Origin of the sequence: Pseudoalteromonas luteoviolacea NCIMB 1942 (assembly GCF_001625595.1) — a bacterium.
Classification (GTDB): Bacteria; Pseudomonadota; Gammaproteobacteria; order Enterobacterales; family Alteromonadaceae; genus Pseudoalteromonas; species Pseudoalteromonas luteoviolacea_A.
Genome location: NZ_AUXT01000143.1, coordinates 32,482 through 47,035, shown reverse-complemented (window position 1 = coordinate 47,035; position 14,554 = coordinate 32,482). Strand labels below are relative to the sequence as shown.

General features: G+C 41.7%; 13 protein-coding genes and 2 pseudogenes. 4 read left to right on the top strand and 11 right to left on the bottom strand.

The features are described from left to right. Positions 1–90: 90 nt before the first annotated feature. Entirely contained in the window at positions 91–3,240 is a 3,150-nt protein-coding gene (locus tag N482_RS07420; protein WP_063376430.1) for an efflux RND transporter permease subunit, read from the bottom strand. A gap of 6 nt (positions 3,241–3,246) precedes the next feature. Next, entirely contained in the window at positions 3,247–4,422 is a 1,176-nt protein-coding gene (locus N482_RS07415) for an efflux RND transporter periplasmic adaptor subunit (protein WP_063376429.1), read from the bottom strand. 243 nt (positions 4,423–4,665) lie between these two features. On the opposite strand from N482_RS07415, the gene N482_RS07410 reads away from it, so the two are divergent. Next, positions 4,666–4,896, top strand: coding sequence for a hypothetical protein (locus N482_RS07410; protein ID WP_063376428.1), 231 nt, complete (start codon positions 4,666–4,668; stop codon positions 4,894–4,896). Positions 4,897–5,094: 198 nt separating this feature from the next. Beyond that, positions 5,095–5,415: a response regulator gene (locus N482_RS07405; RefSeq protein ID WP_081227820.1), complete on the top strand. Its 321-nt coding sequence runs from the start codon at positions 5,095–5,097 to the stop codon at positions 5,413–5,415. Between the two features lie 284 nt (positions 5,416–5,699). On the opposite strand, the gene N482_RS07400 is transcribed toward N482_RS07405, so the two are convergent. Further along, entirely contained in the window at positions 5,700–5,951 is a 252-nt protein-coding gene (locus N482_RS07400) for a TIGR03643 family protein (protein WP_063376427.1), read from the bottom strand. A 145-nt stretch (positions 5,952–6,096) separates the two neighbouring features. Next, on the bottom strand, positions 6,097–6,468 hold the full coding sequence (locus N482_RS07395) for a HopJ type III effector protein (RefSeq protein WP_063376426.1): 372 nt from the start codon (positions 6,466–6,468) through the stop codon (positions 6,097–6,099). A 163-nt stretch (positions 6,469–6,631) separates the two neighbouring features. Here N482_RS07395 and N482_RS07390 point away from each other — a divergent pair, with 163 nt between their 5' ends. Both N482_RS07390 and N482_RS07385 read left to right on the top strand, forming a co-directional pair. Then, positions 6,632–7,990, top strand: a complete 1,359-nt coding sequence (locus N482_RS07390) for a hypothetical protein (RefSeq protein WP_063376425.1) — start codon at positions 6,632–6,634, stop codon at positions 7,988–7,990. 118 nt (positions 7,991–8,108) lie between these two features. Beyond that, the gene (locus N482_RS07385; RefSeq protein ID WP_063376424.1) at positions 8,109–8,522 is read left to right on the top strand and encodes a rhodanese-like domain-containing protein; all 414 of its coding nucleotides are present in this window, start codon (positions 8,109–8,111) and stop codon (positions 8,520–8,522) included. Positions 8,523–8,554: 32 nt separating this feature from the next. Here N482_RS07385 and N482_RS26090 read toward each other — a convergent pair. The 7 genes and pseudogenes from N482_RS26090 to N482_RS26085 form a co-directional block, all read right to left on the bottom strand. Next, positions 8,555–8,935, bottom strand: a pseudogene (locus tag N482_RS26090) (glyoxalase superfamily protein). A 32-nt stretch (positions 8,936–8,967) separates the two neighbouring features. Beyond that, positions 8,968–10,683, bottom strand: a complete 1,716-nt coding sequence (locus N482_RS07380) for a HEAT repeat domain-containing protein (RefSeq protein WP_063376423.1) — start codon at positions 10,681–10,683, stop codon at positions 8,968–8,970. After that, positions 10,680–12,572 (bottom strand): hypothetical protein, encoded by a 1,893-nt coding sequence (locus N482_RS07375; RefSeq protein ID WP_063376422.1) that lies wholly within the window; start codon positions 12,570–12,572, stop codon positions 10,680–10,682. Before N482_RS07375 ends, N482_RS07380 begins: the two co-directional genes overlap by 4 nt. 140 nt (positions 12,573–12,712) lie before the next feature. Beyond that, the gene (locus N482_RS07370; RefSeq protein ID WP_063376421.1) at positions 12,713–13,099 is read right to left on the bottom strand and encodes a TSUP family transporter; all 387 of its coding nucleotides are present in this window, start codon (positions 13,097–13,099) and stop codon (positions 12,713–12,715) included. Continuing rightward, positions 13,096–13,227, bottom strand: coding sequence for a hypothetical protein (locus N482_RS25905; protein ID WP_269202106.1), 132 nt, complete (start codon positions 13,225–13,227; stop codon positions 13,096–13,098). Before N482_RS25905 ends, N482_RS07370 begins: the two co-directional genes overlap by 4 nt. A 134-nt stretch (positions 13,228–13,361) precedes the next feature. Next, positions 13,362–13,841 carry a GNAT family N-acetyltransferase gene (locus N482_RS07365; protein WP_231100809.1) on the bottom strand — a complete coding sequence of 160 codons (480 nt, stop codon included), beginning with the start codon at positions 13,839–13,841 and terminating at the stop codon, positions 13,362–13,364. A 109-nt stretch (positions 13,842–13,950) separates the two neighbouring features. Further along, positions 13,951–14,274: pseudogene (locus N482_RS26085) on the bottom strand (DNA alkylation repair protein); the annotation flags it as partial. Positions 14,275–14,554: the final 280 nt, after the last annotated feature.

Here is a 14,554-nt window from a genome sequence, read left to right as displayed (position 1 = left end):
AATAAGGTAATTTTTGTTATTTAAATGTAATAATTTGTAGAGTGAAAAAGCCCAGCATACATGCTGGGCTTGGTCAGGAAGGGAGTTTACTTAATTCAAATTGGATTGTACTTGGGTAATTTCCTCGCTTTTTCTACCAAACAGCTTTTTACCAATACGTTTTGCATCCTCAAGCGCAACGTATTGGCAAGGAATGAGTATTAGAGTAATAACCGTTGCAAATAGGACACCGAAGGCTAACGAAACCGCCATTGGAATAACGATTTTCGCCTGCAAACTGGTTTCCATAATGATGGGTATTAAACCGATAAACGTCGTGAGTGATGTAAGTAGGATTGCACGGAATCTGCGGCATCCAGCTTCAACAACAGCGTCTTTGATACTTAGTCCTCCTTCTCGTGCTTTGTTGACAAAGTCAACCATTACCAGAGAGTCGTTAACCACAACACCTGCTACAGCAATGATGCCAAAGAAGGATAATCCACTCATTGTTATGCCAAGAACCATATGACCTAATACAGCACCGACAACACCAAACGGGATCACAGACATAATCAATAAAGGTTGTAAATATGAGCGAAGTGGGATAGCTAAAAGTGCAAAGATGATCATCAGCGATAAAGCAAAATCGCGCAGTTGCTCAGCAACGCTGTCCAATTCCTCTTGCACTCGTCCGGTAATGCTACTCGTAACGTCAGGGTAACTTTCTAATAAGCTAGGCAAGTACTCTTCGCTTATTTGTTCAGCAATTTTGAAAGGTTCTGCTTTGTCAGTATCTACAGATGCCCAGACATTGATAGTGCGCTTCGCATTTTCTCGGCGAATGCGGTTAACACCTTCAACGAGGTTGATGTCGGCCACTTCAACCAATGGGATTTCAGCCCCAGCAGGTGAAATGATACGCACATCTTGGATGTCACTGATGGCATTACGATGCTCTCGAGGGTAGCGAACCATAACTTTTATTTCTTCACCGTTACGTAAAATACGTTGGGCTTCAAGTCCGTAATAACTAAAGTTCACTTGCGAAGCGACATCGGATAAGGTCAAGCCCATGCTGTAAGCTAACGGTTTAAGCTCTAGTCTGATTTCATCCGTAGCAGACTGCATGGAGTCATTTACATCTCCGACGCCTTCCACAGTTCTTAGCTTCGCTTTTAGCTTGGCCGCAACTTCTCTCAGCGTCTCTTTGTTTTTACCCTCAAGGCGGAAGCTAATGTCGCCATCATCGCGACCACCGCCAAAGACACTGTCTTCAATATTCAAGCTTTTAACGCCGGGCAAAGGCGGCATGCTTTCTCGCCACATTTCGCTTAGCTCAAAAGTGTCAATTGGACGTAAATGAGGTTCAACCAAGATAGCGCGGATTGAAGCATTGGTGCGGCCATTCATGTTTACCGACAGGTTTTTAACCATCACCTGCCCATACTCTTCTTCAATTTTCTTTTCAACATCCCACACCAGCTTTTCAATTTTATTGGCTGTGTCAAGCGTTGCAGACTCTGAAGCAGATAAGTTCATTTCAACTTGTATGCTAGGGAAGTCGTGTGGAATTTTAGGGTTCGTGACAAACTTAATGAATCCGCCAGCAAATAGTCCTGCGCTAACAATCAAAATACAGATAAAGCCGACGATCACCGTGTAACGGTAGTGGATACACTTGTCAATAAATGGTCTGTAGATATTGTCGATAAAGTGTTTTAAACCATTATCCATACCCGCTCTCAAACGGTGAAGTGGGTTTTTGGGATTGCTGGGCTTGTCTCTCATGGCTGCTAAGTGAGCAGGAAGGACCAGTTTTGATTCAATCAATGAGAAGATCAAACACAGAATAATGACTCCACCAATCGCCTTGGAAAATGCGGCTTCAGGGCCTGTAGACAAAGTTTGTGGTAAGAATGCTGCAATTGTTGTAAGTACACCAAAGGTTGCAGGCACGGCAACGCGTTTAACTCCGCGAACCACGTTATCTAGACTATGGCCATACTTTTCAATTTCTGCGTGTGCAGATTCTCCGACGACGATAGCATCGTCCACAACAATGCCGAGTACCAATATAAAGGCGAACAAAGAAGCTAAATTGATTGTAATGTCCATAAAGCCCATAGGCATGAGTAAGAAAGCACCTAAGAACGAAACAGGTAAACCCATCATTACCCAAAACGCGAGTCTAACTCTTAAGAATAACGCCAACATCAACATTACCAGAATCCCACCGATAACCATGTTCTCAATCATCATGTTTAGGCGGCCTTCGAGGTAGTAAGTGAAATCTAAAAAAGGCTCAAGTTTTACGTTTTGTGGAAGCTGAGATTCTTTCTCTTTTAAGTAGCCTTTTATAACACTGGCAACTTTTGTGATGTCTTGATCTTTGGAGGCCATGACTTCATACAACAGTGAATTCCTGCCATTGTATAGCGAGTACATTAAGCCTTCTTCAAAACCATCTGAAATTTTGGCGACATCACCCAAGCGAATTTGCGCGCCGTCTTCTAGCGTAATTAAAGGCAGTTGCTCAAATTCATGACCTTGGTAAGCTTGGTTTTCAACACGCATTGAAATGTAGCCATTGTCTGAGCGAATTTGCCCAGCCGACATATTGGCTGAAAAGCTCTGTACGGCGGAGGAGATATCACGGAATGTTAAGCCATATTCACGCAACTTGTCTGGGCTCACTTCAATACCTATTTCATAGTCCAGGCCGCTGTTAAAATTCACTAAGTTCACGCCTGGGAGTGCAAGCATTTCATCGTGAAGGATATTGCCAAGTTTCTTCAGCTCCTTGAAGTCCATGTCGCCATTTAACGTTAGCAACATTACATCTTGTTCGTTTTTCTCGTTACGAACAATTGGACGCTCCATACCAGAGGGGAAATTAGAGATGGCGTCTACCTGCATCTTAACTTCGTCGAGGACGTCTTTTGGCTCATACTGTTGGTCAACTTCAATCCAAGTTTGTGAAAATCCACGATTAGAGTAGGTAATGAGCCTTTTTATACCTTCTAGCCCTTCCATCGCTTCTTCCACTTTTATGGTGATCCCTTCTTCTACTTCTTGTGGTGCAGCACCAGGGTAGACTGCTTGAATACTCAACCGGTAATTTTTATTCTGTGGGAAAATTTGCTTTTGAATGGTGAATGCGGTCAGTAACCCACCAACTAGTACAAATATCATTAAAAGGTTAGCGGCAACTGGGTTACGCGCAAACCAAGCAATGATGCCTTTTTCTTGAGTCTCCATGCGCCATTACTCCTCTTTTAATGCAAGCTGAGTCGCGGCTTGAGTGGGTATATTATCATCAATGCGTAGTTGCATGCCCTCGGTAGGATATTCAAGCGCTGATGTGATGAGGCTTTGCCCAGATTCAAGCCCTTGATCTATAACGACTAGGCCGTCATATTCTCGAACAATATTGAGCTTTTTAAATGACAGCGTTTGGTCGCTGTTTAGAATCGCCACCTGCCCATTTCTCACCAAATGGTGAGGAATTTCCACAGCGTTATTGACTCGCTTTCCTTTTATATTTGCATTTAAATATGCGCCAAAGCGCAGTGGCTTTTGCGTGTCGTCATATGGGCGTTCAACTTGCGCAACAAGGTAGGTCATACGACTGCGGCTGTCGATGACTCCCTCACTGCGTACGATTGTGCCTTGCCAGTTGACTTCTTGGCCTGCCACTTTCGCAGTGAGTGTGACATTTGCGTTGATTCCATTATTTTGAAGATGCTGGAGCTCATTATCAGCTACTGGTAAACGTACTTCGGCTACAGAAATAGAATTTAAAACCCCGACTAAGCTACCTTGATTTACGACACTACCAAGGCTCAGTGAGCGAGTTTCGATAATTGCATCATACGGCGCTTTGATATAGGTGCGTTCAAGGTTGCGTTTTGCACGTTTAACGCTGGCTTGGGCGGCTTTAAATCGTGCTAGCTTTTCGGCTAATTGAGGCTTTCGTAAGTACAATTCAGAGGGAATCGTGGAGTTAGCGTTATTTTTAATACGCTCCCATTCAGTTTTGGCTACATGCGCTTGAGCTTGCTCGATTTCGAGAGCAGAACTAGCTTGTGCGAGGTTAGCCTCCGCATCAATAAGCGCGGCTTCATAATCATTGGGATCTATGCGCGCTAAAATCGCCCCTTTTTTAACAAATCCCCCTTTAACAAAAGCTTTAGAGAGGTCAATAATTTGTCCGCTGACTTGAGCAACCATTTGTGTGCTGTATTTTGGCTTGACGATACCATAAGAGCTTACCGACATTTGCAGAGACGATGTATGGATCGGCGATACCTCGACAAGCGGATGAATGATCTTCTCTGGTTTTTCTTGCGGAGGTGTTTGCATTGAAGAAAATGCAATAGCGCTTGCGATACCTCCAAGCAAAACCACACAGGGTAATATGATTTGTTTTTTACTAGCCACGATGTTAATTCCTTCCCGAATTGACAAATTTGATACTGATACGTATCGGTTACACAGAATAATACGCCAATAGATATTTCTAGGTGTTTTGATCTCATATCAATATGTAACAAAGCATTGCGATTATTGTCACAATTTTACAATTAGCGGGTAAAATTGCTTAAAATTTAATAAAAGAATCATTTTTGCATACAGAAAGTGTGCTAATACGTATAATCTCAGCTTTTTGGTTTGGGGGTAGAAATGGAGTGTAGGTTAGGTTGCGGTGCTTGTTGTGTCGCCCCAAGTATCAGCTCTTTGAAAAAAGCAGCCGATGTGCGCTGTGAGTATTTAAACGAGCAAAATCTATGCTCGATTTTTGGTAAGCCGGAACGGCCCAAGGTTTGTAGTGATTTCAAAGCAGACAAAGAAACCTGTGGCTCTAGCAATGAACAAGCAATGGCAAACTTGATCTACCTTGAAGCCGTTACATAGCCACTTATTCTTCTTTATCACATTTCAAAGGCTTCTTCATATTACACACCTGCTTCTTGCTTTAATTTGTGGATTACGGCTGTTTGACTAGACTTGAGTAAGCAAGAGCGAGTATTTTGCAATATAAATTATTGATTTTATTTATGTAAATGTTTTGCGCCGAGTTTGTTGACCTATCTCATAGTAAGGAAAGTGCAGATGAGAGAATATACCATTATGATGATTGACGACGATGACGTAGATAGGTATCTGCTGACACGTGCGTTGAAAAATGCCAGCTACACGGGTCATATCTTTGAAGCTGACAATGGACAAGTCGCGATCGATTGTTTGTCTAACTATGAGCACAATGCGAAACGATACCCTGACAAGTTCCCGCCTGTGATTATCTTTCTCGATATCAATATGCCGCTTATGGATGGTTTTGAGTTTTTGGAAGCTTTGGTCAAGTTACGAGCAACCACTGGAGTATTTGAAAGCTCTATTCTCACTTTGTATACCTCTTCAATATGTGGTTAAGGTAGGTACATGATTAAAGGCTATGATTTTGTAAAAGGCTATCTCGTGACAGAAGATTTAACCGCACAAAACTTAATAGAGACAATGGCAACTTGTACTGTCAGTTAAGTATGTGGCTAAAACCTATTTGGATGGGCTGGTGAGCCCATCTATTTCACTCTACTTTTAAAACGGAAATCACGCGAGGATTTGGGAGTATAGTTTTGTGCAAAGACCCGCCCTAAAATTGAATCAAGCATGGCGTTAATTGGCACATAGTTATTGCATTACACTGCTTTCAAATACTATCTATGTTTATATTGGGTTTTACAGTAACCCCTCACAATATCTTTTGAGCGCATGTGTAAATGTTTAGTCTTCCGTCCTGATACGCGAGTCCGCCAACTGTTAAAGCTGCGAGGCTTAAGGTTTCTTCGCATGAGCTGAATAACAGCTTGTTCATCCAATTTAAACAAGGTGTGTATTGCCTCAAATGGAGTTCTATCTTCCCAGGCCATTTCAATTATTCGTGACGTTTCGTCTTCTCTAAATTGCATCTTAATCCAAGGTTTTGTCAAAGCGGAATTATACGAAAGCACTGTCGGTTTGGATTCACGTTTTACAAAGTGATTAAAGCAGGGAGTATTTGCAGTAAAGGTTGGGCGCATGTTCTGCACTCGTTTGCGATGCACCCGATTTAATTTACGACTTTTGAACCAAAGGGAATTGAGAAAAATACACGCCTTGCCAGCCAAATTTAATGAAGTTTCTGATATTTGCGTGATCAGTGCCTTTGGGGTTGAGTAAAACGTCTTCCCTATAATAGCGGCCAAAGCAGTGTAGTGTTGCTTGCGCTGACAAGTTATGCAGTTTTGCAAATGCTAATATTTTGCACGAGCCTAAGTTAGTGCCTGCTTCATTGTGCTGTTCGCCACTTTCGAATGCACATGGACTAAATACATAGTGGCTGTCTATCAACGATATGGTCTGCTCAAATTCTATGATGTTACCCGGTGTTGCCACATGGTTTATAAAACTTTCAATATTTTCAGGTGTTTGGGGTGAGTTTGTCATCAATACTTCTTATTGAATTAAAACCTTATTATCTCTAAAAGCCTAAGGTTTGCAAACCTCGACTTTGGTACAAAAAACCGAGTATTTCAGGGCATAAGCCGATGTTCCCAAAGGATTTGTGTTATAATTGCAGTGTATAAAAAATTGGAGGTACATTATTCGAGTGAGTAAAGCGAAACTAAGCCAAGACGAAAGCCTATCTTTTAAAATCAATTATCAGCTCCTGCCCAAAGAAGCCAACCAACTTGACCTGTATTTTTCTATACCTACCGATATGGGTATCAATGCCAATACGCTAAATGAAGTTGACTACTTTAACGCGAACATTAAGAGTCACAGTGCCTACTATTCTGAACAGTTACACTTACCATTAGTGAGAAGCCGTTTTATTAGCCAAAGCAAAGGGCAAAAAAGTGACTATCGAGTTAATTTAAATTTATTTTGCTATCAAATTCGCATTGCATTAGACGCAGATGTGAAAGACATGCTTAAACTGAAGCAAGCTGATGAGTTTTATCCTGCAGCTATTGAGCTGGTGGAACAGTCGGCACGTTTGTTGGTAAAATTGAGACGCTACACGCCACCAGATAACAAGCTAAAGTCTTACTTTCAAAATGCAGACAATTATTTGAGTTGGCACACGGAACAAGCGTTTTTGAAACTACTAGCAAGAGGTCCAAAATCTAGTGAATTTAGTCGCGAAAGAAGTACGGTTGTCGATTTTTGTAAACAAGAGAGTGAGTATCGAGAAAAGCTTAGTTATAACTCACAAGTTACTTTAGACGACCCAAATCGCATTACCAATAAGATGCGCTTACTTGAAAGGCTGATAGAGTATGGGGTTGTTTTTAATAAAGAAACGACTAACTTAGGCGCAAACTTAAAACGCCTAGCGCGCGGCGGCGTAACTGCGGTGATAATGGCTTTCGTCATGTACTTGGTCCTGAACGCGCGCTCTAATTTTGAAGAGATCACAGTTGCGCTCATCGCGTTATTGGGTGTTATCTACGGCTTAAGAGAAACCTTTAAAGATGACTTAACTCAGTGGGCATGGCGACAAATACAAAAGGGTAGGCCAAAGTGGCGCAACAAGTTCAAAAACTCTGTGAATGATGCGACTGTCTGTACACAAACTATATGGTTGGAGCATATCAAGAAAAAAGAGATCCCAGACGATGTTGATAAATTGCTTAAAAAACGTGGTAGACAGAATCGACAAGAAGCGAACTTCTTGCATTTTTGCGCAAAGAATCAAGTGCACGTAAACGAATTCTTACCCGGGTATGAAGAAGTACAGCAACGTATAACATTTAACATGAGCTCATTTGCACGCTATTTGAAGAAAGGCGCTGGAAAGCTTTACAGCCTAGAGGGGCACAAAGTGTCAAAAAACTCTGTAGAGCGGCGTTATCAAATCAATTTGGTCATGCGTTTTAAGGCCAAAGATGAGGTCCAGCTTGAACGTTATAAACTCACTATGAACCGCTCTGAAATTGTCGCCATTGAGCAGATGAAAGATTAAGGGAGAGAGACTTTTTATGTGTATTAAGAATGTCTGAACACTGCGTTCAAAACTTATGAATTCCTTAATTAGCAATCGCTTAGTAAATTGTTCAGTAGGTTAATTAAGGAGTTAAATCATGTCCAATGTACGTTACTTCATAGAGAAAGACACTAAAAAGGCGCATCAGTATTTTTCAGATAAACTCGTGTTTGAGACAGACTGCTCAGATGTTTATGCAGACATCAAATCGGGCAGTCACGACTTTGTATTAGTTGACGTACGCGCTCGAGAGGCATTTTCAAAGAGTCATGCCATCACTGCGATTAACATTCCACACGGTGAAATAACTCAAGCTCGTATGCAAGAATTTAACACAGATACGTTATTCATAGTTTACTGTTGGGGCCCCGGATGTAATGGTGCGAGTAAAGCAGCACAAAAGCTCTCTGCGATGGGGTATTTAGTCAAAGAAATGCTCGGAGGGATCCATTATTGGGAGGACTTTGAGCGTTACCCAGTTAACAGGCGAGTTGACGAAGCACAAAAATAGTCAGTTTTTGTGGCAGCGAATGTGCTGCCTTTTTAAGCAGGTTGAGTAAAAATCAGTTTATTACCAAAGGGATCTGAAATGGATATTTCTAAGCCCCATAGTTGGGTATTAATCCCAGGTCGAGCATGTTTGAACTGTTTTCCTTATAATAAACGTTGATATTGGATGAGGTCTTCTACTTCAATTCTAAGCGTTGTACTTGGCGTGGTATCTCCGTAATGCTCACAAAGGTGAAGCACTCACTTTCCCTGAGATGTTTGCATATACAGTGGTCGTCCCGACTCATATTTATGTTCCCAATCTAACTGAAACCCCATAAAGTCTATGTAAAATAGTTTGGTTTGATGCAGTGCGCGTGTCGATTTTAAGCTTTGCTGATATCGGTGGTGGGTTCTAATAAGAAACACAGCCATCAATCAATTAGACGATGGCTGTATGCAGGGATTTAGTTTTGCGTTGAATTGTCTGTGTTATGCAGTAATTCAACTATCGCTTTGAAATTTCTTTTAGATGTTTCCGAGCGTAATGCTGATTTTAAAGTGTGTTTAATCCCTTCTTGATTTTTTTGTGCTGCCAGCGCCTTGATGGCTGCATAGCGGCTTTCTGCGCTTGAGTTGTTCACCGCAATTGCGAGTACCGTATCACTTGCAGCTGGCTTTAGCTGGTATTTTCCAAGGGCACTGAGAAGTGCCATTTGATTGTGATGCGTGGGTGTTGATAGCTGCTTTTCTAAACTCATGTACGCTTGTTCTGTTTGTAACATACCCAGAGCTCGAAAAGAGGCTCTCTGTACACTTTTGTTACGATTGTTGACGTAGCTATCAATTTGTTCAAAGTGTTGTTCATTGCGGCTATTACCCAACCCAGTGATCAGTGCTGATTGAATACGTCCATCTGTTTCTAATGAAAGCTGTTCTGAGAGTGCACTATGTAGTTGTTGCGATTGAGCGTCAGGCTCACGTCCATACAGCATCGCGCCAATGGTCATGTAAAAACTACTTGTTACTTCAGAGTCCAAACTGGTGAAGCCCGTTTCAACTTGTTCTTTGAGTAGTGCGGTTAGCTCGGGGCTTAAAGTATTTCTGCCCTGAGACAGTGCCCGCAAAGCTCTAAACTGTATAAGAGGGTCTTTATCTGCTTGTATCAGCAGTGTACCAAGCAATAATTGGCTATTATTACTATCTAACTGACCCAAGGCGTTGAATAAACGCATTTGCGCATTATCTGGAAGCTGCTGCTTTAAAAAGACGTCATCTAATGAACTAATCACAGCGTCAAATTGAGCCAGCTGCTTTGCCAAATCATGGGCGGCAATTTGTGTTAAATCATTTTCGAGTATCAATCTCACTAACGCTTTTTTGAGCTGGGCGATATCTTCTTCACTAAGATTTTGGTTGTCGATTGGCCAGCTGACTAGGTCTGTTGGTAAAGAAAAGAGTACAGACGGGTAGGCTTGTTTAGCAGGTTCAAAGAAGTATTGCTGTTTGGTTTTCAAGTTCAAGCTTTGCGATTTACCTGTAAACAACAAAGTTTCCTGCCCCTTTCGTGTTGTGAAGAAGCATGGACTTGGAGTAATTTCATGTCCAGATGAAGCAATATTTATTGTTTGCAGTGCATCTTGATTGGCATTATGCAGCTGATACTTTTGCTTATTGAGTTGGATTTGGTCTTCTTTAAATGAATAAAATGCCGAATATTGGCCAAGGGTGTCTTGCTCCATTTCAAGTTGCTTGTCAGGGTGGCGCTGAAATTGAAAATAGTATGCAAACCCTTTTAGTTGGTCTTGGTTTTGTTTGTCCAGAGGTGCTGGAAACCAAAAGTCGCTGATTAATCCCATTGGGGTTAATTTAAAGGCGAATGGCACAGTATAACTGTCCAGCTCGGAACTAAATTGTCCACTTCCTGCACGCACATTGTCTGCTTTTATTGCCCACCAGCCAGCTTCATCGTTGTGTTCAACTGTTTTGACAGTGAGTTGCCCAGACAGCTTGATGTGTGTTTGTTGGCCTTGCTTATTAATTTGGTCGTAATTAAACGTGGTGCGAGTATCTATGGTAAAGTCAAATTGAGCAGAGCAGTTGGTTTGAGCGGCTTGAGCACTTTGGGAGTTAGCTAGTGCACAAAGTGCACCAGCTAAAATCACTTGATTAAGCGTTATCATAGACTGATATCGCCTTCTTTGGAGTAGATTGTCCACGATTTATTGAACACACTGTTGGTTTGGTATAACCACAGATCATAGCGAGTTGTTTTCTTACCGCAAGGGTATGGGATCCCCCATTTTTTACACCACTTCACACCATAGGTTTCTGCGTACAGACCAAACTTTCCAGAAATAACATCTAGGTCGTTTTTCAGCTCAATCCCGTAATAGATATGTGGGTTGGTATTGTCATTGGTCAGTAATGCAAACCCAGCGTTTGACTCCATTGCAAAGGTGTTGTCAATCAAGTTTAAGATAGCTTGTACACCCGCAGAAGCGACGAGTAGATTTACGCCGCCACGGCCAAATGCACCAAAGTCTACATGGAAAAGGTCTCCTTCAGCATATAGCTCAGCGTTGTAACCGACTGTTAGCTCAAAACCAAGGTTACCAGTTACGCCAGCTTCGACTTTAATGGGAATAGGGCCCACTGTGAATGTGGCTTGGGCAAGTACTTTTTCTTCTTCCCATTTCTTTTCCCATGACTTTTCATACTTTGCAGTAAACTTCTCGTCTTCAAAAACAACGTTATTGAAGATAATCATTTCTGATTCATAGCCAGTGTTTAGACCGCTGATATAAGCACTACCGTTATATGAGATGCTAAACAACGTATTTTTGGCGTTAAAGAAGTAGGCTTCTACCGTTCCTTCACCTGTAATTCGACCACCAGGATCGCCAGTAGGCACGATAAACAGTTGACCCTGTAAGTCTACACCCACACTGAACTTCGACTTGTTACCATATGACTTGTTGAACTCACTTGAGAAGTTGATATTTGCAAGACCAACCGCTGCTGGCAAAATGGCAGTTTCATTAAAACGCTCCTGTCTTGCAGAACGCTCCTGTGGTTCGTCAGTCTGTTCAAAGAAATAAAGCGGAATAGATGTCAGTATCTCGTTGTTATCGGTACGTGTTTCTGAATCTTGTGCAGCGTCAATAAGCGTGAAGCGTAATTCTAACTGGTTATCACCTTGAGCATCATAATTAGCATAAACTTGTTGTAATAACTCAGGCTCTAACGCAATATCAAAACCAATATGCTCATCATGTAGCTCAGCAGTGAACTCATGCGCTAGTGTATCTGTATACTGTTTGTTTTGAGCATCCCAAAAATGAGTCTCAACCCAGTTGCCTGCAACCATCACTTCAGCTTTGATATGTGAAAGTCCTAGGTTACCGCCTTCATAATCTGCTTCGAGGTAACCGATAAGATCTGAATGATATTCACTGGTTCCGTTGTCGACATTTGGCACATCTAAGATAAGTGCTGATTGGCCGAAAGAGGCAGTTAGTAGCTTATAATCATGACCTTCTTGCTCACGTACAACAATATCAGCATGCGGGAATTCACCGTCTAAGTGAGGCTGGTGATCAACCGATGGGTGATTGTCTTCTTCGATATCTTCTACATGTAAGTCATTTGGATCAATTTGCGCAATAATGTGGTAGTTTCCGCCCTCAAGCGTGTTAGGCAGTAGCAGATCAATTTCGTGCTCGCTTGAACCTTCATTCAGCGAGGTCAGCTCAACGACGGCAATTTGCTGTATGTCTTCAATCGTTGTTTCTTGTTCACTTTGCACATCAAGTTCGTCTGAGTGCATTAGATAGAAGTGAACTTCTACATCTACATCGTTAAAACCCGTTACATCAACAGTGTAGTAAGTTTTTACAGTGTCTGTGGGTTCTAGTGTGTCCAAAGGGCCCGTTGAGATTGCGGTAATTTCTAGGTTACTCTTTACCTCAGGGGTTGGTGTGACTTCAGTTATTGTTGGCGTATCGTTAGCGCCAAATTGACACCCTGTCAAAGTGGCTAAGCTCAATAAAGCAGTCGTGATTAAGCGCATGTCGATTCTCTATCTTATTTAACTATTCATCATTATAGGCTAGGAATATGGATCGAGTATGGAGCCATTGTTAGCGAACTTAGTACTAATTTTTTTTTCGGTTTCAGGGAAGTAGTTGACTGAGAAATTGACGCTTGGCTCTATGCGAAAACAGCAAAAATCATGTGGAGTGCGAGCAAAGTTAACAGCAAGTTAATCACGGCTATCAGCTCGGCATTGCTAGCCTTAAGTCTTAACTTGGTACCTACAAATGAACCCAAACTAGAACCCAGTACCATACCTAAAATCAATTCTAAGCTTTGCCAAAGCATATGTGTAACCAGCATAAATACTGGTATTTTGGTGAGGTGGCTGATAGTCATAAACACAGCGCTTGTTGCGACAACTTCGTCTTTTGATTTGAGCTCTTTGGTTAAAACTGACAATGATAATGGACCTGTTGCGCCCATGGACTCAGCAACAAAAGCCAAGCCAGAGACCGCCAATAAAATAAACACATAGTCGGCGAGCACTAAGCCTATGATCATTGCAGCACCACGACGAAAGCCGCCAGTGATGGACGTGGTGGTGATGGCAAATCGGGGATAATACCTACGACAAACATCGCACCAAATAGGGCAACGTAACTTTCAATACTCACTTGAGCCTCCGCCATTACTTAATCGCAAGACATCGTAGCATAATCGAAATGGATAAAATGGCTAGAGATAATCTCCTTAGAGATAATCTCCTTAGAGATAATCTCCGTAGAAATAATCACTTTAGAAAAAGCCTTTGTGAGCCATCTAGCTATTTGCAATGGCCGCGCATAATGTAATTAGGGCCAGCAGGGCTGCCTAAATACTTTTCTTGGGTGTCTTGGAATCCCGCTTTTTTATAGCACTCATAGGCCGTTTGGTTTCGGCAATTGACGGTTAGCACGATTTGTGAATATGTTGGGTAGTTTGCGGCCACATAGGGAAACAGAGCTTTTACGGCTAGCTTACCAAAGCCTTTACCCTGTTGTTGTTTGTCTATTACAAATGCCCTTATTCCAACCGCGTTTTGTGGGCAAAAATCATATTTATCGGCATACGCCAAATCGAGCTTAAAATACCCAATGACGTTTTCATTGTTTTTTATTACATGCAAATGTGTTGTGTCTGATCCATCATTTAAAAATTCCGGTGCAGTGCCTGCAAATTCTATTTGGTCATCGCATAGTTGTATTTTTTCTACTTGATTTATATATGCGTTTGAGAGCTTTTTTATCGTAATCATGATTTGCATATTTATTGTTATAAAGTAATAAAAGCATAAATTAATTACTGTGAAAATACTACGGTCCGCACCGGCGTATTTGCACGTTCATAGAGACATAAGCGCTGAACTGGTTTGTTTATCTAGCTTTTCTAATGTATATCGAAATGCCACTCTCGGTATTTTTTTGTGGTTTGATTATTAAATAATTGATGGCTTCATTAGGGGATTTTTGTGACAGCACTTTTAGTAGCCAGTCACCCCCATTTTGCACTAAATCATGCTGGTCGAACAGCAATAGATTTGTAGCTTGTCTCGGTGCATCTGTGGGGCACTGCATTTTTTTGATTGGGTATATAAAGATGACTGCAACTGCGCGCCTGACCGTAAAATAAGGGTGTGTCGCCCAAGAGTGCGTTTTCGCTATGAGGTCACTGTGTTGCGAGATCAACTCACCAAAAGCATGCGTGCAAAGTCATCACAGTTATAGCCGTCAATCACATATTCAAACAGCCAACGCTCAAATACACCAAACGTACTAGGTGTATGTTGATGCTTGACTCGAAATGCCTAATTATAGGCTATTAGGTTCAATGCCCGATAGTAAATGTTCACATTGAATGAGTGCGCTGTCAATGTCATGCGCACTCAGCAATTATATGTACTAAACGATATTTTACGTACTTGTGCTGTTTTGACTTGTTGTTCTGGGTAATTAATGCATGGCAAGCTGTTTCAATTAT

Excerpts from the sequence above, each read along its gene's own strand:
- N482_RS07420 (WP_063376430.1), bottom strand. The coding sequence starts at position 3,240 with ATGGAGACTCAAGAAAAAGGCATCATTGCTTGGTTTGCGCGTAACCCA.
- N482_RS07410 (WP_063376428.1), top strand. The coding sequence starts at position 4,666 with ATGGAGTGTAGGTTAGGTTGCGGTGCTTGTTGTGTCGCCCCAAGTATC.
- N482_RS07405 (WP_081227820.1), top strand. The coding sequence starts at position 5,095 with ATGAGAGAATATACCATTATGATGATTGACGACGATGACGTAGATAGG.
- N482_RS07400 (WP_063376427.1), bottom strand. The coding sequence starts at position 5,951 with ATGCAATTTAGAGAAGACGAAACGTCACGAATAATTGAAATGGCCTGG.
- N482_RS07395 (WP_063376426.1), bottom strand. The coding sequence starts at position 6,468 with ATGACAAACTCACCCCAAACACCTGAAAATATTGAAAGTTTTATAAAC.
- N482_RS07385 (WP_063376424.1), top strand. The coding sequence starts at position 8,109 with ATGTCCAATGTACGTTACTTCATAGAGAAAGACACTAAAAAGGCGCAT.
- N482_RS07380 (WP_063376423.1), bottom strand. The coding sequence starts at position 10,683 with ATGATAACGCTTAATCAAGTGATTTTAGCTGGTGCACTTTGTGCACTA.
- N482_RS07375 (WP_063376422.1), bottom strand. The coding sequence starts at position 12,572 with ATGCGCTTAATCACGACTGCTTTATTGAGCTTAGCCACTTTGACAGGG.
- N482_RS07370 (WP_063376421.1), bottom strand. The coding sequence starts at position 13,099 with ATGATCATAGGCTTAGTGCTCGCCGACTATGTGTTTATTTTATTGGCG.
- N482_RS25905 (WP_269202106.1), bottom strand. The coding sequence starts at position 13,227 with ATGGCGGAGGCTCAAGTGAGTATTGAAAGTTACGTTGCCCTATTTGGT.
- N482_RS07365 (WP_231100809.1), bottom strand. The coding sequence starts at position 13,841 with ATGCAAATCATGATTACGATAAAAAAGCTCTCAAACGCATATATAAAT.